A 20,385-nucleotide genomic window follows, 5' to 3' on the forward strand; every position below is an offset into this window, starting at 1 on the left:
GTTTTTTTATACAGTAAAGAGGCAGATTGAAAAAATTAAAAAGTTTTTTTAGCCCATCCTAATTTTGAACTTAACGTGTTGAAATAATTATAATCTTGTGGATGAACCAAATTAAGATTTTTATTACTACGTTTGACAATGACTTCTTCACCGTCCTGAATAGGGAGCATGATTTGGCTATCACAGCTGACTTCATAATCAATATTTGTTCGTAAAAACTTCAGCCGAATACTGCTGTCACTGCTAATCACCAGAGGTCTAGAGGATAAGGTATGTGGAAACATTGGAACCAATACAATAGCATCCAAATTCGGGGTTAAAATAGGGCCTCCAGCGGAAAGTGAATAAGCTGTAGAACCTGTTGGTGTGGCAATGATTAAACCATCAGAACGTTGAGAAAAGGCAAATTTTTCATCAATATAGACCTCGAACTCGATCATATGAGCAACTTTACCAGGGTGTAGAACAATTTCATTAATTGCGGTGCTTTTACGTGCTTTTTGGTTAGCTTTAATGACTTGTGCTTCTAGTAAAAAACGCCTTTCTTCGCGGTATTCACCTTCAAGAACACGTGAAAGTTGTTGTAATGCATTATCCGGGTCTAAATCGGTAAGAAAACCGAGATTACCACGATTTACACCAATAACTTTATTATTATACCGAGATAATATACGAGCAGCGCCGAGCATATTGCCATCTCCCCCAACAACAACAACTAAATCAGCTTGTTGGCCTATTTCAGTTAATGTTCCAGTGTTGGCATTGACTAATTTTAAATCTTTAGCAACTTGTTTATCGATAATGGCCTGATAGTTTTTTGAAATTAACCAATGGTATATTAATTCATGAGTTGCCAATGCTTCAGGGTGCCTAGGGTGCCCGACAATGCCTATCGTTTTAAAATGTGGTAGTGGTGTATTATTGTCCTTTCGCATACTTTTTTGGCCTCTGATTGTATGACTTCCCTTGAATCCCTGTATTAGATCCCCATAATACTCTCATATATGGGATTAATGCTAAATACGCGGAGATATTCATGAGTAGTAAAGACCAAAACATGCATGATGAGCAAGCTTTTGAACAAAATGAATCACAAAAAGTGCAAGCTGAGCAAGAAGCCAGCGTTCAACAAGCTGATGAATTACAAGCAGACGAACAAGCGTTAGCCACGCGTATTGCTGAGCTTGAACAACAGTTAGAAGCCTCACAAAAAACTGAACGTGAAGCGATGTTGCGTGCACACGCAGAAATTGAAAATATTCGCCGTAGAACTGAGCAAGATATCGAAAAAGCACATAAGTTCGCACTGGAAAAATTCTCAAATGAATTACTACCAGTGATTGATAACTTAGAACGTGCGATAGATGCAGCAGATCACGAAAGTGAAGAGTCTAAAGCGATGTTAGAAGGGCTAAATTTAACGCTAAAAACTTTTTTAGATGCAGTGGCTAAGTTTGGTATCGAGCCTGTCAGTGATATCAATGTGCCATTTAACCCTGACGTTCATCAAGCGATAACGATGATTGAGTCACCAGATCACCAAGCTAATCATGTGATTGAAGTTATGCAAAAAGGGTATACATTAAACAACCGTTTACTAAGACCTGCAATGGTGATTGTCTCTAAATAAAGAGCATCGTTATTTAAATGGAGGCAAATGCCCCCAAGAGAATATTACTAAAGGGAAATCTATCAATTGATTTCCCTTTTTTATGACTTAGTGCCAAAAAATCATCTATGGTTGCAGATTTGGCTCATCTATTACAGGGTTCCAATCAATAGGTGTTTTACCTTGTTGTTCTAAAATAGTATTAGTTTGTGAGAAATGGCCACAACCTAAAAATCCTCGATGAGCAGAAAGTGGGGAAGGGTGAGGAGCCTTGAGTACATGGTGGCGCTTTGTATCAATTATTTTACCTTTTTTCTGTGCATGGGAACCCCACAGTAGAAAAATAACGCCTTGTGTATTTTCATTGATTGCTTCAATAACTTTGTCCGTGAAGGTTTCCCAACCTAAATGGGCATGGGAGTGAGCATTGCCTTGTTCTACGGTGAGAACGGTGTTAAGGAGTAAAACACCCTGTTGAGCCCAACTGAGCAAATATCCATGATTAGGTCTTTGAAAGCCAGCGATATCCTTTTCTAATTCTTTATACATATTCACTAATGACGGTGGTGGCTTAATACCAGGGAGTACGGAAAAAGAGAGGCCGTGGGCTTGTCCTGGGCCATGATAAGGGTCTTGTCCTAGGATAACGACTTTAATATCGGCAAGTTCGGTATACCTAAATGCATTAAAAACGTCGTCTTGAGCAGGGTAGATAATTTTACCATTTTTGCGCTGTTCTGCTACATAAGCGAGTGTCTCTTTGAAATAGGGTTTTGATTTTTCAGGGCCAATAACATCGTGCCACGTAATGGAGTTTGACATGAAATATTCCATAACAATGAATTTAGGAAGGAACAATTATATGAACCAGTTGATAGCTATAAGCTTACTGGTTCATGAGAGAGAGATAAAGCCCTGATATTGACTATTAATTTTAAAAAAAATTGAAAATTTATACAAATAGTTAAAAAAATAAATTGTTAATTTTGATTTAAATCATAAAGTTGGGGTGATTGAATTAGTTGCTAAGTGGAATAATTGATAAATATCAAAGAAAATAGGGGATCTAGCTGGTATAAAATAACTATATACATTGGTTAGACCAAATATCCAATTACAAGTTTTCATAAGATTGATGGTTAATGTAGCTTCGATTTATTACACAAATCGAATGCAATCTAGCTCGAACGTGGAGGTCGACATGATTACAGGTATTCAAATTACTAAAACTGATAATGCAGCATTGTTGAATTCGTTTTGGTTACTGGATGATGAAAAAAATGAAGCTCGTTGTGTTTGCGCGAAAGCCGATTACAACGAAGGGCAAATTGTTGCTAAAGATGAATTAGGTGCTTTTGAGTATCGCGAAGTTCCTTTAGAAATGAAACCTACCGTACGTGTTGAAGGCGGTCAGCACTTAAATGTTAACGTATTAAGCCGTGAAACATTAGAAGATGCAGTTAAAAATCCAGAAAAATATCCGCAATTAACAATTCGTGTTTCTGGTTATGCCGTGCGTTTTAATTCATTAACGCCTGAACAACAACGTGATGTTATTACCCGTACTTTCACTGAAAGTCTGTAATAAATATTAGACATAATTACATCTAGTAATATATATTAAATTCTAAAGCCATTGTTATCAATGGCTTTTTATTTGTTACTAATAAAGTTGATTATTTCCCACCTTGGTTATTTGTATTTCAATATTCTTCCAACAAATACACTTGTTAGGGAGAAATCATGTCATTATCTACACAACAAATACTATCAAAAAAAGATGAGTATATTTTTGTTAGAGAAAATTTAAATATTTATCTACGGCACCAACATCAAGATATTAAATCATGTATAACAGAGATATGGCCTAAAGATGTATTAAGAAAAGATTTTTTAGGCACTCAGGCACAATCAAAAGATTATATATTAGCTCTACTAGCACAAGGCGCTTATCATAAAAATTGGCGGAATATACAGGGTATTGAAAAATTAAGTAATAAAGATATTTATGATCTCGGAATTAATGCGGAATTATTAAATGACGAGCAAACGGGATTTCAAGCTAATATTTGTCGATTCAATGGCTTATATGTCCTTTGTTTTGCAGGTACTAACGATATTATCGATTTTTATAGTAATATCCGTCAAGGACTTGGTTTTTATGAGTCTCAATATTTTCAAGCTGTTGGTTTGATGAATATTTTATTCAATGCAGTAAATGGAAATACGATTTGTACGGGGCATTCATTAGGTGGGGGATTGGCTTCAATTGCGGCGTTAGCGAGTCAATCACCTTGTATTGTATTCAGTCCTGCAGGATTGGCAAAAAACACGATTAATAATATTGGGATTGATTATCACGTTGCTGAAAAAATTGCACAAGAAGGGTTGATACGTTATTACACGGTACAATATGACTGGCTCGATAGATTGCAAAACTCTTTACCGATCCCTTCTGCTTTGGGAAATTGTATTAAAATGGCTTATAGCGAACATAACTCTTGGAAAGATTGGTTACCGACCCGTTTAATAACAAGAAGTTTTATAGCTCATTCAATGCTTAAAATTATTAAGGTTATGTGCAAATATAAACCATGGAATAACTGGAATGCAATCACAGGTGAATATAATAAGGTACAAGAAATACCACTAGAAATTTTTCCTATTAAAGAAGAAAAACAGGGGATAAGTTGGCAAGAATGTTGTGAAAGTGCAATCAAAAAAGGAAATATAACTGAATTTTCAGCACTCTTATCATTAGATCATAAACCTTATGATATTAATGTATTGGCACAACAGTCAGTCAGAACTGCCAATGGGCAATTTATTAAAGCTTTAATTGAATCTCGATATGGTCAAACAATTAAAATGCTTCAATCAAAAGGGCAAAAAAGTATTTTACATTTAGCTGCGCAAAATGGCCGTCTTATACAATCGCAGCTTTTATTGAAAAATGGATTAACAGTAAACATTAAGGATAGTTTAGGAAATACGCCTTTACATGATGCTTTAAATAGCCATGCACTCGATGTTGCTACACTATTATTGGAAAATGGAGCTGATTGGCGTATTAAGAATAATAAAGGCCTAGATTGTAAGGATATACTTGGTAACCATATTATTAAGCCTGATCTGCTGACTCATGAAGGAAAACAAATGCGAGAGAAAGTTTTACAAATGATGGGCTAAATAAAAAACGGGCCTAAACCCGTTTTTAGTCATTAGCTTTTATCGTTAGCGGTTGATATAGAAGAGCTAACAGGAGTACGACGTTTTCCAATATTTTTCTTGTCGCGATGGCGTACTTTTTCTTTTTTCTTAGCTTGTTCTTCTTTTTTCTTTTCTTTACGCTTAGCAAGTACTTTCTTTGATGGTTTTGGTTTATTTAACATCGCTTCTGAAGGAGCTTTAGTTGTTGGACGTAAAGAATCAACAACGCGAATCTTGATAGGCTCTTCAATATAACGAGTTATTTTACCAAATAATGGAAAGTCATGCGCTTCGACTAAAGAAATTGCCGTGCCTTTACGCCCAGCTCGGCCAGTACGGCCAATACGGTGTAAGTAGACATCTGCAGTTCTAGGCAAGTCAAAGTTAAAAACATGGCTAACGTTTTCGATATCTAAGCCACGAGAAGCTACATCTGTTGCAACCAGTACTTTAACTTGGCCATCAACGAGGCGGCGTACAGCTTCATTACGCTTAGCTTGTGGCATTTCCCCTTCAAGATAACAAGGTTCGATACCCGTTTCGCGTAACCATTGGACTAATTCACGTAAACGCTCACGCTTACGTACGAAGACGATGGCTTTGGTGACTTCATCTTGTTTTAACAAATGGCACAGTAAGGCTGTTTTATGCTCTAGTGTGTCAGCACGGTAATGAAATTGCTGAATTTTTTTACGTTCACGACGTGAAGGGTCGGCATCAATTTCAATTGGATCTTCTAATAAACGCTCAGCAAAGTCACGAATAGCTTCGCCTTCAAGAGTGGCAGAAAACAGCATAGTTTGCTTGCGCCAGCGTGTTTCGCCTGCAATTGTTTCTATGTCATTGGCAAAGCCCATGTCGAGCATGCGGTCAGCTTCATCAAGGATCAAAATCTCAACTGCGCGGCAGTCAAAGTTTTCTTCCTTAATATACTGGAGTAGTCGGCCTGTTGTTGCGACGACAATATCTTGATTTTCGCTGAAAACTTCAGCGTGGTTCATATAAGCAACACCACCAGTGATGGTAGCGATATCTAGATGATTATGAGCGCATAATTCTTTTGCTTGGTCAGCAACCTGCATGGCTAGTTCGCGAGTTGGCGTGACAACTAGAACGCGAGGCGGCCCTGATTTCTTTCTCGGGAAATCAAGTAAATGTTGGATCGCAGGCAGTAAAAACGCGGCGGTTTTACCTGTTCCTGTCGGGGCTGAACCTAATACATCGCGGCCATCCATTGCAGCAGGAATTGCTGCCGCTTGAATCGCGGTCGGACGTTGATAGCCTTTGTCTGAAAGCGCATTAATTAGGCTTTCATCAAGTTCAAGTTCAGTAAAAGTGGATGCAGTCATGATATACCTCTATTTGGGGCGCTGATTATAAACAGGTTAGCAAAATTGTTCACCTGAAAAAATCAGCTTTGCTCAAGTGTAACTGTTTTCACTACGGACAGGGAGCGATATATCTATGGATATGAGTGAAATATATAGAAGGTAAATAGTTGAAGGAGGAGAGAGCTCCTCCTTCAGTATACTTAGCTAAGCATATTAATTAACCATGTATGATAAGGGATACCCACTAAGTCAATGAGTACTGCACCACTGAGTGGCACAATCATGAAAGCTTTCATCGAAACTTGTTTGTAACGTTCACAAACCGAGGACATATTTGCCATTGCGTTTGGCGTCGCACCTAAACCATGCCCCATTAAGCCAGCACACATTACCGCAGCATCGTAGTTTTTGCCTAATAAGCGGAAAATGACAAAGACAACTAACAAAATTAAAATAATAACTTGTGCTAATAGGATGGTGAATAATGGCAAAGCAACGGCTTTTAACTCCCATATTTTCAATGACATCATAGCCATAGTCAAAAATAGGCCAAGTGAAACTTCAGAGATAAGGTCAACCGACTTTTGGTTAATACGGAACAATTCGACTTGGTCATTAATATTACGGATAACTATTGCAATAATCATCGCCCCGACATAGCTGGGTAATGAAAAGCCAGTTGCTTTGGTAAACTGCGCTGAAGCGAATTGACCGATAACCATAATCCCTAGAACGAGAGCTAGCATTTTTAAAAAAGCGTGAGCATCGATAGATTCAATTTTCCCTGCGATAGTTTCAGGAACCTGAACTCGCTCAACGTTTTCATCAGCTTTAATCTGCACGTTAAATTTCTTAATTAAGAATGTTGCAATAGGGCCACCGAGTAAGCTCCCTGTAATTAGGCCAAAAGTTGCCGCAGCAATGGCTGCAACCGTTGCGGATTGCACGCCAAGGCCCTCAGCCATGCCCCCGAAGGCTGCCGCACCGCCATGGCCTCCAGTAAGAGAAACACCACCAGCCATGATACCGATAACGGGATCAACACCGAGTAAATGCGCAAGGCCTGCACCAAAAGTGTCTTGGAAAATAACGACAAACCAGCAAATAAACAGGTAGATAAAGAGTAACCGGCCACCACTTTTTAAGATGCGGAAGCTGCCATCAATACCAATGGTAGTAAAGAAAGCGACCATTAAAAAGGTTTGTAAACTGGTATCAAAATTGATTTCAGCAAGGTTAAATGATTTGAGCCCCCAAATAATCAAACTAACCAGAAAACCGCCAATGACGGGAGAAGGAATACAAAAGCGCTGTAGCCATTCGATACGTTTTTTTAAGTGGATCCCCATGAGTAGGCAGATCACCGTTAGGAAGAGGGTGGAGAGTGTGTCGAGGTGTAGAATCATATTTTTCCCTTTTTAACTGTTGTCTTTCACGCTACAGCGTTGTTGGCCGCGCTCCGTTACCCTAGTCACATACTTTTGTATGCTCCTAGGGATAACGTCACTTGCCGCCTAGCTGTAACGCGAAATTCAATAGTTAAAAACCATTAAGATATTGCGCTACAGCGTTGTTGGCCGCGCTTCGTTACCCTAGTCACATACTTTTGTATGCTCCTAGGGATAACGTCACTTGCCGCCTAGCTATAACGCGAAATTCAATAGTTAAAAACCATTAAGATATTGCGCTACAGCGTTGTTGGCCGCGCTCCGTTACCCTAGTCACATACTTTTGTATGCTTCTAGGGATAACGTCACTTGCCGCCTAGCTGTAACGCGAAATTCAATAGTTAAAAACCATTAAGTTATCGTGCTACGGCTAGTTTGATAATCAACTTCAAAGCTATTTTTATTGTGGTGTTTGAAAATTAATTATCTTAACAGCGTGAGAAACAGTGTATTTATCAGTCGAATTGTTGTGTTGTTTTATTAGAATAAATATTGGTAAATCAAATAAGCCGCGAGTTTGGCGGTATGGTTGTCAATATCAAATTCAGGGTTGCATTCTGCGATATCAAAAACAGCCATTTTTTGGCTACTTTTGATAATGGCAAACAGTTCATCAAAAACTTCAGTGGAAATACCTTTCGGTGCTGGTGCGCTAACGCCCGGCGCAATGGCAGCAGAAAACACATCTAAATCAACGGTGACATATAAATAGTCTACGCCGCTAATAAATTTTTTAATTTTTTCAATTGCTTGAGGAAGCTTAGAATAAGCAAGTTCTTTATCACGGATATATTGGCAACCTAATGAATTAGCGGTATCGAACAATACTTTAGTATTGCCGTGGTCTGCGATGCCTAAACATAAATATTGAAAAGGGCGTTGGTGCTGCTGACACAACATGGCAGATTGTAAAAATGGGGTACCAGAAGTCGCGAAAGGGGCTTCGCGTAAGTCAAAATGCGCATCAAAGTTAATAATACCGATCGTTTTACCTGCTTGATAATGTTCAACATAGTCAAACAGGCCTTGGAAGCTTGCAAATGCGACTTCATGGCCACCGCCAAGTACAATCGGCTTTTGGTTTTTAGCGAGCAGTGCGATAAGCTGGTCGGATAAACGACGTTGTGCGGCTTCCAGATTGCCATCATCACAGCTAATTGTACCGACATCTTTAATTGCAAGCGGTTGATGAATAGGTAACCCAGCCAGTTGATAGCGAATTGCATCTGGGCCTGCTTTAGCGCCTTGGCGGCCTTTATTGCGCCTAACGCCCTCATCAGAAGCAAAACCAATTAATGCAAATTCAGCAGGTGTGTGTTTATTAATGACTTGATGGATGCGCAAATGCTCTTGTGTTTCACCATCTGTGCGCCCTTGCCATTGGAAAGGTTGTGTCATAGTTACTCCAAGTTAATTAATTTAGTGATGTTATGCGCTGTTTGGCAGGTGTGCGTGATAAATTCATCCACGCGATGTGTAGAGCGGAATTCAGGTGCCATAACTGAAACGACAGCTAACACATCATTTCCTTTGAAAATCGGTGCAGATACCCCCAGTACGCCTTCATCGATTTCACTCACAGACATGCCGTAACCTTGCTTGCGTATCTGTTGTAAATCTTGTTGTAGCTTTATTTTTTGTTGTTCAGTGGTTAACTGCTTTGTATGAGCTTCAAGTACTTGGTTTTGATAGAGTTCATGACGAAAAGCTAACAAGGTTTTCGCACTTGCTCCCTTAACTAAAGTATTGCCTCGCCCAATAATAAAAGAACAGCGTAGCGCTTGTTCACTCTCAATCATGTCGACACAAATGGTCTCTCGTAAATTTGAGGTAATAATTGCCACCGTTTCTTGGGTTTTTTTCGCTAAAGTTTGCAGTTCTTGTTTAGATGCGCTCATCAATAAACTGTGGTGATAGTATTTTTCTTGATTTTTGATACTCTGCGAGCCGACACAATATGTGCCATATTGTTTTGCGTGAGATACAAATTCCCAATCTATGAGAATTGTTAGTAAACGATAGACGGTTGATAATGGGATCTCTAACGCTGATGAGATAGACTGTGGCGTCACTGGAGATGCGCAAGTTGTGATGTAAGACAAGATGTCTAAGGTTCTATTTATACTGTTCATAGCATCTCCTTTTTTTCGAACTTATCAGTAAATTTTTTTCGTCTCAAATATAATTCCCATAATATGAGAATTATATTGTAGCAAATAGGTTAATTTATGACTTTTATTTGCTTAGAATGAGAATATTCGAACAAGTATTAGCCAATTAGAGTGTTTGCATGTGTGAGCAAAAAAAGAATTACCGTAAAGGCGGTTTTACATTTAAACAGTTTTTTGTGGCTCATGACCGATGTGCGATGAAAGTGGGGACGGATGGCGTGCTATTGGGGGCTTGGGCTCCCGTGGACGGTGTTCAATCTGTATTAGACATTGGAAGTGGTAGTGGGTTAATAGCCTTGATGTTAGCGCAAAGAAATACAAAGTTACGTGTTGATGCGGTCGAATTAGATAGTGATGCCGCAGTGCAAGCGCAGGGAAACTTTACTGAATCGCCATGGGCTGAGCGTTTGCATGTTATCAACCAAGATATTGTCAGCTACAGCCAGTTGCATTCAGTTCAGTATGATTTGATTGTGAGCAACCCACCGTATTTCGAACCTGCTGTTGCGTGTCGGGACGAAAAACGAGACCAAGCGCGATATACCGCGACATTAACTCATGATGTATTACTAGAAAGTGCAAAATCCTGTCTTCTATCTCATGGACTATTTTGTTTAGTGCTGCCCTATGAGGTCGGTGAAAAAATGCAGAAGATGGCTGAGAATTCAGGCTGGTTTACTGCTTTTCGCGTTAATGTTAGTGATAAACCTACAACAGCCTACCATCGCATGCTATTGGGCATTCAACTGCAAGAGACACAAACACAAGTGACATCGCTGGCACTCAAAGATGAAAAGGGTGAGTATACTGATGAATTTCGTAAACTAATTCAGCCATTTTATGTGAAATACTAAAGCCGGCACTTAAGGCCGGCCCTAGCTCACGTTATTCAGGTTGTAAAATAGTGGGGCCTGAATTAGGAAGTGGTTCTGGGTAATCTAAGGTGTAATGTAATCCCCGGCTTTCTTTGCGTTCTAATGCACAACGAACCATTAATTCAGCAACTTGAACTAGGTTTCGTAGTTCCAATAAATTATTTGAGATACGAAAGTTGGCGTAATAATCGTGAATCTCTTGTTGAAGTAAATGGATGCGGCGTAATGCACGTTCAAGGCGTTTAGTCGTTCTGACGATCCCCATGTAGTCCCACATAAATAGACGTAATTCATGCCAATTATGTTGAATAACCACCTGTTCATCTGAGTTATGTACTCGGCTTTCATCCCACTCAGATAAATAGGGAATATCATCGATCTGTTTGATCGTTTTATTAATGTTTTCAGCCGCCGCCCAGCCGTATACCAAGCATTCTAATAGCGAATTGGATGCCATACGGTTTGCACCATGTAAGCCGGTGTAGCTCACTTCGCCAATTGCATAGAGATTCGTGATATCAGTCATACCCGTTTCATCGACAATTACACCACCGCATGTGTAATGGGCCGCTGGTACGATAGGGATGGGCTCTTGAGTGAGGTCTAACCCTAAAGTCATCAATTTCGCATAAATAGTCGGGAAATGGTTTTTAACGAAATCGCTAGGCTTATGGCTAATATCCAAATACATGCAATCAGCACCAAGGCGTTTCATTTCATGGTCAATAGCACGTGCAACAACATCGCGAGGGGCAAGTTCACCACGATCGTCGTGATCTGGCATAAACCGGCTACCATCAGGGCGCTTGAGGTAAGCTCCCTCACCACGTAATGCCTCAGTTAATAAAAAATTACGTGCTTGTGGATGAAATAAACAAGTTGGGTGAAATTGATTAAACTCAAGGTTAGCAACACGACAGCCAGCTCGCCATGCCATTGCAATCCCATCACCAGAAGAAATATCTGGATTCGTGGTATATTGATAAACTTTGGCCGCGCCGCCCGTAGCCAGAACAATCGTTTTCGCTCGAATAGTTTCAACTTGTTCTTTTTGGCGGTTCCAAACGTAAGCACCTAAAATTCGCGGTGATTCAGCTGTGCTAGAAAGGATTAGGTCGACGGCATTATAGCGTTCTTTAATATGAATGTTTGGGTGAGCAAAAGCGAGGTCGACTAACGTGGTTTCAACTTCTTTTCCTGTCGCATCAGCATGATGGAGAATTCGTCGATGGCTATGGCCGCCTTCACGGGTCAAATGATACTGTGTTTCGCCGTTCTCGGTAATCTCTGTATCGAATAAAACACCTTGGTCGATAAGCCATTGAACGCATTGTTTTGCATTGGAGGCAATAAACTCAACAGCTTCTTTCTGGCAGATACCTGCACCAGCAATTAGTGTATCTTCTACATGAGATTCGATGCTGTCAGTGTCATCAAAAACTGCAGCAATACCGCCTTGTGCGTAATAAGATGCTCCTTCGCTAAGGCTGCTTTTACTAAGAATGGTCACTTGATGAAAGGGGGCGAGCCGCAAGGCAGCTGAAAGTCCTGCGACACCACTCCCAATGATTAAAATATCAGTGTAATGCTGTGTGGATTCGTTCATAAGTGTTTGCATGTATATAATAGTATGTATTGAGTTTTTTATGTTAGCCTATCGAGTGTCCTATTGCTATTAGTGGATGGCTGTTAAGGTACAGTATATTGACCTAGCGCTATTTACGTATTCAAATGGTTTTAGTGTGATAGCTATCGCATTCGTGCCTAAAATCTGTATGCTGTCTTCTGGATCTTGTAGTTAGTTGTTTTAATAAGGATCTTTAAGATCAACCAAGTAATTTTTTCATCAGTTTTGTAAATTTTTGACTATTTTTTTAGATTAAATTGAACTTCAACGAGTTCTACTACTCAAAGTAGTGCTTGCTTTAGGAAGGGAGAACATGATCAAGTTAACATATTATCGGCCTGAATTCGGGAGATACTTCCTGGAATGAGCGAGCAATTGACCGACCAGATTTTGGTTGAAAAGGTACAAAAAGGCGATCAACAAGCTTTCAACTTATTGGTGATAAAATATCAGCATAAAGTCGCGAGCTTAGTATCTCGCTATGTACCGCAAGCAGATGTGCCTGACGTTGCGCAGGAGTCATTTATAAAAGCTTATCGCGCCATTGGTTCGTTTCGTGGTGATAGCGCATTTTATACTTGGCTTTATCGGATTGCGGTAAATACAGCTAAAAATTATTTAGTTGCCCAAGATAGGCGCCCACCTGCGTCGGACTTGGAAGCGAGTGATGCAGAAAACTTTGAAACCGCGAGTGCCTTAAAAGAAATTTCGAACCCAGAGAACTTAATGTTGTCTGATGAATTAAAGAAAGTTGTTTTCCGGACCATCGAATCGCTGCCTGAAGATCTTAGAATGGCAATTACGCTCCGCGAGTTAGATGGTTTGAGCTATGAAGAAATCGCAGAAATAATGGATTGCCCAGTCGGCACCGTACGTTCTCGTATTTTTAGGGCAAGGGAAGCGATTGATAATAAAGTTCAGCCACTGATTCAACAGTATTAGTATGTTAAATCAGTCAATTAAACATAATTGTGATGCAATTAACTGAAGGTAATTGGGCATGCAAAGAGAGAAACTTTCCGCAATGATGGATGGCGAAGTACTAGACTTAGAACTGGTCAGCGCTATTTCACGTGATTCAACGTTAAAACAACGTTGGGAGAGCTATCATCTTATTCGTGATACTCTACGTAACGATACTAGTGAAGTCATGCATTTTGATATTGCAAGTAAAGTTGCGGCAGCATTAGAGAATGAAGCTGTGCGTATTAATCCTCAGGTAGTTGTCGAATCGCAGCCAGAGCCTGCGACTTGGGGGGCTTTCCCATTCTGGGGCAAAATTCGTCCTTGGGCGAGCCAGTTAACTCAAATTGGTGTTGCAGCCTGTGTGTCTTTGGCTGTAATTGTTGGCGTTCAACAATACAACCAAAGTAATGCGGTTGACTCACCGGTTGATGAGCCAATGTTCAATACCATTCCTGTCGGCAGCGGGGCACCAGTTAGCTTGAATATCTCAGATAACCAATTATTTGGTAATGAGCAGCAACTTCAACAAGTTGAACAACAAAATCAACGCATTAATGCGATGCTACAACAGTATGAAATTGAAAGACGCTCGATGCTCAACCAGCAATATCAAGAGTCTGCACAACCTGCGTCTTCAGCAGGAGTTAAATTGCAATAATGAATAAATGGTTATCCGTCATCTGCCTGACGGGCAGCCTGATTATTTCTAATCAAGCTTCGGCATCTGAAATAGATGCCGATGTTCTTTTTAAAGAAATGGGGAATGCTGCCCAGAACCTTTCTTACGAAATGTCTTATATGACATTTAGTCCGCAATCAATAACGCCTGTACGTTATCGCCATGCAATCATTAATGGTGAACCTGTTTCACAAATGATCCAAATGGACTCATCGCGTCGTGAAATTGTTCAAAAAGGTAATAGTATTAGTTATTTTGAACCAGGTTTTGATGCATTTAGCTTAAATGGCAAATATATAGTTGATAATTTGCCATCAGTAGTTTTTGCCAATTATCAGCAAATTAAACCTTATTATAATTTTATTGATGCGGGACGTACCCATATTGGTGATAGGCCTGCGTTAGTGATTCGCATAATATCGAAAGACAACTCTCGGTTTAACTATGTAGTATTAATCGATGAAGAAACGAAATTGCCATTACGTATCGACCTTCTTGATAATAATAGCCAAACATTAGAACAATTTCGTGTGATCTCGACGGTGCTAGATAGCCAAACAGTGAAAGACTCATTACTCGCATTAAGTAAGGTAAATATGCCACCATTATTGATTTCCCCTAAAAATGGAAATCCTTCTTTTAAATGGCAAGTTGGCATGTTACCTCCTGGTTTTGAAGAAATATCTCGTTCTTCGCGAAAATTAGCTGAAGACGACGTAGTAGAAACCGCAATGTTTAGTGATGGTTTATTTACCTTTTCTGTAAACGTGACAAAATCGACTAAAGGCCCGTTACTTGATCAACCGCTTCAAAATGGGCGTCGTACTATTTACACAATGACGCAAAAGCAAAATGTTATCACTATCATTGGTGAATTACCGTTAGCAACAGCGCAAGTGGTAGCAGGTAGTATTCAGTTTCGGGAGTAAATTATGGTAAAAGAGTGGGCAACAGTAGTCCGTTGGCAAAACGGTAGAGCTTTATTGCGCTATGGTTCTTCGTCCGGCTGTGGTAGTTGTGGTGCTCGTAAAACCTGTGGTTCTTATGCTTTAAGCAAAATAGGGCCAAATACGGAACATGAATTAGAAATTGCGATTGAACAACCGCTAGTTGAAGGGCAAAAAATTGAAGTGGGCATCCCGGAGGGAAGTTTGATCCGTTCAGCGCTATTAGTTTACTTAACGCCTATTTTGGGGTTATTTATTTTTGCAGGCTTAGCACAGGCGTTTGATTTTGAGCAGTTCTGGATAGCGATTTCAGGTGTAATTGGTGGTATTATTGGCTTTTATATTGCGCGTAGACTAGCCTCAAATTGGCGTGATGATGAAGCTTTTCAACCTGTTATTTTACAGATAGGGCTACCTCCAAGTGAGCTTTCAGTACAAGTTAATTGCTAAATTTCAATATGTTGAGTTAGAAGATTAATTTGATATTATCAATAGAAAGGGGAAACTTAAGTTTCCCCTTTTTGTGGATTAGAGTTAATTAACAAACAAATAGTATTATGGCGAACAAAGTTATTAACCAATTTTGTCTGTTTTGAGTTAGAAATTACAATAGATTGACTATGGCTATAGAAGTGGTTGGTGTGAGTTGTATTAATGATGAATCACGACAACTAATCTATTAACCTGATGCAGGTTTACAGTTGTTTTACATTGAATCTTTGTGTTAGCGGGTTCTTATATGTAAAATGCAGCTAATTAACAATCTTGTGATAATCATAGCATTTTAGTTTTGCTGCAATATTTGCACAAAGCTGATTTTGTAAGGCAATTTAAAAGAAGATATTACCTTGAAAATCAATAACATAAGAAATTTTTCCATCATTGCACATATCGACCATGGCAAGTCGACCTTGTCAGACCGCATCATTCAAATTTGTGGTGGCTTAACTGACCGCGAAATGGCGGCACAAGTTTTAGACTCGATGGACTTAGAGCGTGAGCGTGGGATCACTATTAAAGCACAGAGCGTAACGCTTGATTACAAAGCTTCAGATGGTGAAACTTACCAATTAAACTTCATTGACACACCGGGTCATGTTGACTTCTCTTATGAAGTGTCTCGTTCATTAGCTGCCTGTGAGGGGGCTTTGCTGGTGGTTGATGCAGGGCAAGGTGTTGAAGCTCAAACTTTGGCAAATTGCTATACCGCTATCGAGATGGACTTAGAAGTTGTTCCGGTCTTAAATAAAATTGATTTACCAGCTGCTGATCCTGAACGTGTTGCCGATGAAATCGAAGATATTGTCGGCCTTGACGCACATGATGCAGTTCGCTGCTCTGCAAAAACCGGTATTGGTGTTCAAGATGTGATTGAACGTCTTGTTAAAGAGATTCCACCACCTGTTGGTGATGCAGATGCTCCGTTACAAGCACTGATTATTGACTCTTGGTTTGATAACTATTTAGGCGTGGTTTCTTTGATCCGTATTAAGAGCGGAACATTGAGAAAAGGCGATAAAATTAAAGTTATGAGCACAGGGCAAGTGTATAACGCAGACCGCCTTGGGATTTTCACACCGAAGCAAATCGACCGCGATGTATTAAGTTGCGGTGAAGTGGGCTGGTTAGTTTGTGCGATTAAAGATATCACTGGCGCCCCAGTTGGGGATACATTAACTGGGGCTCGCAACCCGGCAGATAAAGCGTTACCAGGGTTTAAAAAAGTTAAACCACAGGTATATGCAGGCTTATTCCCCGTCAGTTCTGATGACTATGAATCATTCCGTGATGCATTAGGTAAATTAAGTCTAAATGACGCATCTTTATTTTATGAACCAGAAACTTCGACTGCGTTAGGCTTCGGCTTCCGTTGTGGTTTCCTTGGTTTATTGCATATGGAAATCATTCAAGAACGTTTAGAACGTGAATATGATCTTGATTTGATTACCACTGCACCGACTGTCGTGTATGAAGTGCAGCAAACTAACGGTGATATCGTGTATGTCGATAGCCCATCTAAGCTACCGGCATTGAACAATATTGAAGAATTACGTGAACCAATCGCAGAGTGTCACATGCTGATGCCTAAAGAATATTTGGGTAACGTTATTACACTTTGTATTGAGAAACGTGGCGTTCAGACCAATATGGTCTATCATGGTAATCAAGTATCGCTGACTTATGAAATCCCAATGGCAGAAGTAGTATTGGATTTCTTCGATCGCTTAAAATCAACGTCTCGCGGCTATGCATCTTTAGATTATGCATTTAAACGCTTCCAAGCATCAGATATGGTGCGTGTCGATGTTCTTATTAATAATGAACGTGTTGATGCTTTGGCCTTGATCACACACCGTGCGAATTCTCAATATCGCGGTCGTGAACTGGTCGAAAAAATGAAAGAGCTAATCCCGCGTCAGCAGTTCGATATTGCGATTCAAGCAGCGATTGGTAACCATATTATTGCTCGTTCTACAGTTAAACAATTGCGTAAAAACGTACTTGCCAAGTGTTATGGTGGTGACGTTAGCCGTAAGAAAAAACTGTTGCAGAAGCAAAAGGATGGTAAGAAACGTATGAAGCAAGTTGGTAACGTTGAGCTACCACAAGAAGCGTTCCTTGCTATATTGCATGTTGGTAAAGACTAAGTTTACAAGGAGCCTCAATGGCTAACACCTTTGCCTTGATCCTAACACTGGCAACATTAATCACAGGGATTATATGGTGTTTAGACAAGTTTAAATTTGCACCTGCGCGTAAAGCAAAACTCAAGCAGTTACAGGATGCAACGAATGGCGCCGTGAGTGAAGCGGATGTGGCAAATGCTGTCCGCCGCCCATCGTGGCTTGAAACAGGGTCGTCTATTTTCCCTGTGTTGGCGATTGTACTGATTGTGCGTTCATTTATTTATGAGCCATTTCAAATACCTTCAGGGTCAATGATGCCAACGTTGTTAGTTGGTGATTTTATGTTGGTTGAGAAATTTGCTTATGGTTTAAAAGACCCAATTACACAAACGACGTTAATCGAAACGGGTAAACCGAAACGTGGCGATATCGCAGTTTTTAAATACCCAAGAGATCCTAATGTTGATTTTGTAAAACGAGTTATTGGAATGCCGGGTGATAAAATTATTTATAACCCAGATGCAAAGGAATTAACAATTTACCCGAATTGTGCAGATAACAAATGTACAGAGACCTTACCTATTGTTTATGGTCCTCTGGCGCCGAGTGAATGGACCATGTTCCTTGATATCGGTTCTGTTGTTGATAACCAAAAGGGGAATTATGAAATTCCATTAGACCAACCTCTACCAAGGAATGCGTTACGCCAGTATGAGCGTAGTGAAAAATTGGATACGGTTGAGCATCAAATTTTAATTATTCGTCAAGCAATTACTGAAGCTAAATATCTGCAACCAGGTATGCCGAAGAACGAATGGATTGTTCCTGAAAAGCACTACTTTATGATGGGTGACAACAGAGATAATAGCTCTGACAGTCGTATGTGGGGCTTTGTACCAGAAGAAAATTTAGTCGGTCGTGCAGTATTTATTTGGTTAAGTCTTGATAAACAAGAAAATGAATGGCCGACAGGTATTCGCTTTAGCCGAATTGGTCCACTATAATTTGAATAGTGGGTCTAGCCAAATGTTGGAAATGCGGGTTTTCATTTGAAAATCCGCATTAACCGAAGCATTATTGTTTTACCCAGTGTACAATATAGATTAATTAATATTATTGGCTCCCCAATTATTAACTCTCCTATTTTAACTTATTGTAACTAATGAATTTTTATAATTAGTTCCACTGAGCTGTAAAATATATGGAAGCATAAGGAGTCAGTGCAAACGCAACAGTTTTGTAAAATGGTGAATTTTACAGGTCTGTTGCGTGTGCTTTTTTATCAAATAAAAAATGGTTGGGCGCACATGAACCCCTCTTTATTAGAAAAATTACAGCGTAAGCTTGGTTATCAATTCAAACAGAACGAGTTATTAATCCAAGCATTGACACATAGAAGTGCAAGTAGCAAACATAATGAGCGTCTAGAGTTTTTAGGTGACTCAATTTTGAGTTTTGTGATTGCAAATGACTTATACCACCGTTTTCCAAAAGTGGACGAGGGTGATATGAGTCGTATGCGAGCAACGCTTGTACGCGGAAATACATTAGCAGAAATCGCACGTGAATTTGAACTCGGTGAGTGTTTACGTTTAGGGCCGGGGGAATTAAAAAGCGGTGGTTTTCGTCGCGAATCTATCCTTGCTGATACTGTTGAAGCACTGATCGGTGGTATTTTTTTAGATAGTGATATCCAAACGATCGAAAGAATTATTTTAGATTGGTATCAAAGTAGACTGGTTGAGATCAGTCCGGGTGATAAGCAAAAAGACCCGAAAACAAGGTTACAAGAATATCTGCAAGGGCGCCATTTACCACTACCTAATTATTTGGTTGTTCAGGTTAAAGGTGAAGCTCACGATCAAGAATTTACGATCCACTGCCAAGTTAGTGGTATTGACCAACCGATTAATGGTGTTGGCTCAAGCCGTCGTAAAGCAGAGCAAGCAGCAGCAGAGCAAGCATTGAAAATTTTGGAGCTTGAATGAGTGAATTACAATCCCACTGTGGTTTTGTTGCCATAGTTGGACGGCCAAATGTCGGTAAATCGACATTATTGAATCAATTACTGGGGCAAAAAGTTTCGATTACTTCGAGAAAGCCACAGACGACTCGCCATCGTATTATGGGGATCCATACAGAAGATAATTACCAAATTATTTATGTTGATACCCCAGGACTTCATATTGAAGAAAAACGTGCAATTAACCGTTTAATGAACCGGGCTGCATCCAGTTCAATTGGTGATGTTGAGTTAGTTATTTTTGTCGTTGAAGGGACTAATTGGACCGCTGATGATGAAATGGTATTGACTAAGTTATCTAGCTTACGTTGCCCTGTTATATTAGCAATTAACAAAATTGATAATGTGACTGATAAAACGATACTATTGCCTCATATTAGTATGATCAGTCAGAAAATGAATTTTTTAGATGTTGTTCCGATTAGTGCTGAAAAAGGTACTGGTGTGGATACAATTGCTAAAATTGTTAAACAGCATATCCCTGAAGCAGTACACCATTTTCCGGAAGATTACATTACTGACCGTTCTCAGCGTTTTATGGCATCTGAGATTATCCGTGAAAAGCTCATGCGTTTCTTAGGTGATGAACTACCATATTCGGTGACGGTTGAAATTGAACAATTTAAGGTAACAGAAGCGGGTATTTACCATATCAATGGCTTGATTCTTGTTGAGCGTGAAGGCCAAAAGAAAATGGTTATTGGTAACAAAGGTAGCAAACTGAAAACCATCGGTACCGAAGCGCGTATCGATATGGAAAGAATGTTTGATAACAAGGTGCACCTTGAGCTTTGGGTTAAAGTTAAATCAGGCTGGGCTGATGACGAAAGAGCATTACGTAGCCTGGGTTATGTTGACGACCTAAAATAGTA

19 protein-coding genes are annotated in these 20,385 nt (G+C 39.7%); 12 read left to right on the forward strand and 7 right to left on the reverse strand.

Translation table 11 applies throughout. The features are described from left to right. Positions 1 to 35 precede the first annotated feature (35 nt). Positions 36 to 935: an NAD(+) kinase gene (gene nadK / locus FVA69_RS07195; RefSeq protein ID WP_123382544.1), complete on the reverse strand. Its 900-nt coding sequence runs from the start codon at positions 933 to 935 to the stop codon at positions 36 to 38. A 101-nt stretch (positions 936 to 1,036) separates the two neighbouring features. On the opposite strand from nadK, the gene grpE reads away from it, so the two are divergent. Beyond that, the gene (grpE, locus tag FVA69_RS07200) at positions 1,037 to 1,630 is read left to right on the forward strand and encodes a nucleotide exchange factor GrpE (RefSeq protein WP_004912841.1); all 594 of its coding nucleotides are present in this window, start codon (positions 1,037 to 1,039) and stop codon (positions 1,628 to 1,630) included. A 105-nt stretch (positions 1,631 to 1,735) separates the two neighbouring features. Here grpE and ung read toward each other — a convergent pair whose 3' ends face one another. Then, complete coding sequence (ung, locus tag FVA69_RS07205; protein WP_004912838.1) at positions 1,736 to 2,431, reverse strand: uracil-DNA glycosylase; 696 nt, start codon at positions 2,429 to 2,431, stop codon at positions 1,736 to 1,738. A 379-nt stretch (positions 2,432 to 2,810) separates the two neighbouring features. Between ung and grcA the strand changes: the two genes are divergently transcribed. Continuing rightward, the gene (gene grcA, locus FVA69_RS07210; RefSeq protein ID WP_004912835.1) at positions 2,811 to 3,194 is read left to right on the forward strand and encodes an autonomous glycyl radical cofactor GrcA; all 384 of its coding nucleotides are present in this window, start codon (positions 2,811 to 2,813) and stop codon (positions 3,192 to 3,194) included. Between the two features lie 158 nt (positions 3,195 to 3,352). Further along, a complete protein-coding gene (locus FVA69_RS07215) occupies positions 3,353 to 4,798 on the forward strand; it encodes an ankyrin repeat domain-containing protein (protein WP_164528607.1) in 1,446 nt (481 codons plus the stop codon). Positions 4,799 to 4,830: 32 nt separating this feature from the next. Here the strand turns inward: FVA69_RS07215 and srmB are convergent, their stop codons facing one another. The 4 genes from srmB to FVA69_RS07235 all read right to left on the reverse strand — a co-directional run bounded on the left by srmB (position 4,831) and on the right by FVA69_RS07235 (position 9,730). Beyond that, the gene (gene srmB, locus FVA69_RS07220) at positions 4,831 to 6,168 is read right to left on the reverse strand and encodes an ATP-dependent RNA helicase SrmB (RefSeq protein WP_109911444.1); all 1,338 of its coding nucleotides are present in this window, start codon (positions 6,166 to 6,168) and stop codon (positions 4,831 to 4,833) included. 182 nt (positions 6,169 to 6,350) lie between these two features. Then, positions 6,351 to 7,556, reverse strand: coding sequence for a sodium/glutamate symporter (gene gltS / locus FVA69_RS07225; protein WP_042851630.1), 1,206 nt, complete (start codon positions 7,554 to 7,556; stop codon positions 6,351 to 6,353). Positions 7,557 to 8,078: 522 nt separating this feature from the next. Beyond that, positions 8,079 to 8,996 carry a formimidoylglutamase gene (hutG, locus tag FVA69_RS07230; protein ID WP_164528608.1) on the reverse strand — a complete coding sequence of 306 codons (918 nt, stop codon included), beginning with the start codon at positions 8,994 to 8,996 and terminating at the stop codon, positions 8,079 to 8,081. A gap of 2 nt (positions 8,997 to 8,998) precedes the next feature. Then, positions 8,999 to 9,730, reverse strand: a complete 732-nt coding sequence (locus FVA69_RS07235) for an IclR family transcriptional regulator (RefSeq protein WP_004912819.1) — start codon at positions 9,728 to 9,730, stop codon at positions 8,999 to 9,001. Positions 9,731 to 9,888: 158 nt separating this feature from the next. On the opposite strand from FVA69_RS07235, the gene trmN reads away from it, so the two are divergent. Continuing rightward, the gene (gene trmN / locus FVA69_RS07240) at positions 9,889 to 10,623 is read left to right on the forward strand and encodes a tRNA(1)(Val) (adenine(37)-N(6))-methyltransferase TrmN (RefSeq protein WP_004912814.1); all 735 of its coding nucleotides are present in this window, start codon (positions 9,889 to 9,891) and stop codon (positions 10,621 to 10,623) included. A 31-nt stretch (positions 10,624 to 10,654) separates the two neighbouring features. On the opposite strand, the gene nadB is transcribed toward trmN, so the two are convergent. Then, positions 10,655 to 12,250 carry an L-aspartate oxidase gene (gene nadB / locus FVA69_RS07245; RefSeq protein WP_162598828.1) on the reverse strand — a complete coding sequence of 532 codons (1,596 nt, stop codon included), beginning with the start codon at positions 12,248 to 12,250 and terminating at the stop codon, positions 10,655 to 10,657. Positions 12,251 to 12,634: 384 nt separating this feature from the next. On the opposite strand from nadB, the gene rpoE reads away from it, so the two are divergent. The 8 genes from rpoE to era all read left to right on the forward strand — a co-directional run bounded on the left by rpoE (position 12,635) and on the right by era (position 20,383). Continuing rightward, positions 12,635 to 13,213: an RNA polymerase sigma factor RpoE gene (rpoE, locus tag FVA69_RS07250; protein ID WP_004912810.1), complete on the forward strand. Its 579-nt coding sequence runs from the start codon at positions 12,635 to 12,637 to the stop codon at positions 13,211 to 13,213. Positions 13,214 to 13,271: 58 nt separating this feature from the next. Further along, entirely contained in the window at positions 13,272 to 13,895 is a 624-nt protein-coding gene (gene rseA, locus FVA69_RS07255) for an anti-sigma-E factor RseA (protein ID WP_004912807.1), read from the forward strand. Next, positions 13,895 to 14,845 carry a sigma-E factor regulatory protein RseB gene (gene rseB / locus FVA69_RS07260; RefSeq protein ID WP_004912804.1) on the forward strand — a complete coding sequence of 317 codons (951 nt, stop codon included), beginning with the start codon at positions 13,895 to 13,897 and terminating at the stop codon, positions 14,843 to 14,845. The genes rseA and rseB overlap by 1 nt, the downstream gene beginning before the upstream one ends. A 3-nt stretch (positions 14,846 to 14,848) precedes the next feature. Continuing rightward, positions 14,849 to 15,313 carry a SoxR-reducing system protein RseC gene (gene rseC / locus FVA69_RS07265; protein WP_164528609.1) on the forward strand — a complete coding sequence of 155 codons (465 nt, stop codon included), beginning with the start codon at positions 14,849 to 14,851 and terminating at the stop codon, positions 15,311 to 15,313. 404 nt (positions 15,314 to 15,717) lie between these two features. Beyond that, positions 15,718 to 17,511 carry a translation elongation factor 4 gene (gene lepA / locus FVA69_RS07270; RefSeq protein ID WP_042851876.1) on the forward strand — a complete coding sequence of 598 codons (1,794 nt, stop codon included), beginning with the start codon at positions 15,718 to 15,720 and terminating at the stop codon, positions 17,509 to 17,511. A 17-nt stretch (positions 17,512 to 17,528) separates the two neighbouring features. Then, the gene (gene lepB / locus FVA69_RS07275; RefSeq protein ID WP_004912796.1) at positions 17,529 to 18,494 is read left to right on the forward strand and encodes a signal peptidase I; all 966 of its coding nucleotides are present in this window, start codon (positions 17,529 to 17,531) and stop codon (positions 18,492 to 18,494) included. A 303-nt stretch (positions 18,495 to 18,797) separates the two neighbouring features. Next, positions 18,798 to 19,478 (forward strand): ribonuclease III, encoded by a 681-nt coding sequence (gene rnc / locus FVA69_RS07280; RefSeq protein ID WP_004912793.1) that lies wholly within the window; start codon positions 18,798 to 18,800, stop codon positions 19,476 to 19,478. Continuing rightward, positions 19,475 to 20,383 carry a GTPase Era gene (gene era / locus FVA69_RS07285; protein WP_004912791.1) on the forward strand — a complete coding sequence of 303 codons (909 nt, stop codon included), beginning with the start codon at positions 19,475 to 19,477 and terminating at the stop codon, positions 20,381 to 20,383. The genes rnc and era overlap by 4 nt, the downstream gene beginning before the upstream one ends. Positions 20,384 to 20,385 lie beyond the last annotated feature (2 nt).

Source organism: Providencia sp. PROV004, assembly GCF_011045615.1.
GTDB classification, from domain to species: Bacteria; Pseudomonadota; Gammaproteobacteria; order Enterobacterales; family Enterobacteriaceae; genus Providencia; species Providencia rettgeri.

Coding starts and splice junctions, on each gene's coding strand:
- nadK (WP_123382544.1), bottom strand. CDS start 935: ATGCGAAAGGACAATAATACACCACTACCACATTTTAAAACGATAGGC.
- grpE (WP_004912841.1), top strand. CDS start 1,037: ATGAGTAGTAAAGACCAAAACATGCATGATGAGCAAGCTTTTGAACAA.
- ung (WP_004912838.1), bottom strand. CDS start 2,431: ATGTCAAACTCCATTACGTGGCACGATGTTATTGGCCCTGAAAAATCA.
- grcA (WP_004912835.1), top strand. CDS start 2,811: ATGATTACAGGTATTCAAATTACTAAAACTGATAATGCAGCATTGTTG.
- FVA69_RS07215 (WP_164528607.1), top strand. CDS start 3,353: ATGTCATTATCTACACAACAAATACTATCAAAAAAAGATGAGTATATT.
- srmB (WP_109911444.1), bottom strand. CDS start 6,168: ATGACTGCATCCACTTTTACTGAACTTGAACTTGATGAAAGCCTAATT.
- gltS (WP_042851630.1), bottom strand. CDS start 7,556: ATGATTCTACACCTCGACACACTCTCCACCCTCTTCCTAACGGTGATC.
- hutG (WP_164528608.1), bottom strand. CDS start 8,996: ATGACACAACCTTTCCAATGGCAAGGGCGCACAGATGGTGAAACACAA.
- FVA69_RS07235 (WP_004912819.1), bottom strand. CDS start 9,730: ATGAACAGTATAAATAGAACCTTAGACATCTTGTCTTACATCACAACT.
- trmN (WP_004912814.1), top strand. CDS start 9,889: ATGTGTGAGCAAAAAAAGAATTACCGTAAAGGCGGTTTTACATTTAAA.
- nadB (WP_162598828.1), bottom strand. CDS start 12,250: ATGAACGAATCCACACAGCATTACACTGATATTTTAATCATTGGGAGT.
- rpoE (WP_004912810.1), top strand. CDS start 12,635: ATGAGCGAGCAATTGACCGACCAGATTTTGGTTGAAAAGGTACAAAAA.
- rseA (WP_004912807.1), top strand. CDS start 13,272: ATGCAAAGAGAGAAACTTTCCGCAATGATGGATGGCGAAGTACTAGAC.
- rseB (WP_004912804.1), top strand. CDS start 13,895: ATGAATAAATGGTTATCCGTCATCTGCCTGACGGGCAGCCTGATTATT.
- rseC (WP_164528609.1), top strand. CDS start 14,849: ATGGTAAAAGAGTGGGCAACAGTAGTCCGTTGGCAAAACGGTAGAGCT.
- lepB (WP_004912796.1), top strand. CDS start 17,529: ATGGCTAACACCTTTGCCTTGATCCTAACACTGGCAACATTAATCACA.
- rnc (WP_004912793.1), top strand. CDS start 18,798: ATGAACCCCTCTTTATTAGAAAAATTACAGCGTAAGCTTGGTTATCAA.
- era (WP_004912791.1), top strand. CDS start 19,475: ATGAGTGAATTACAATCCCACTGTGGTTTTGTTGCCATAGTTGGACGG.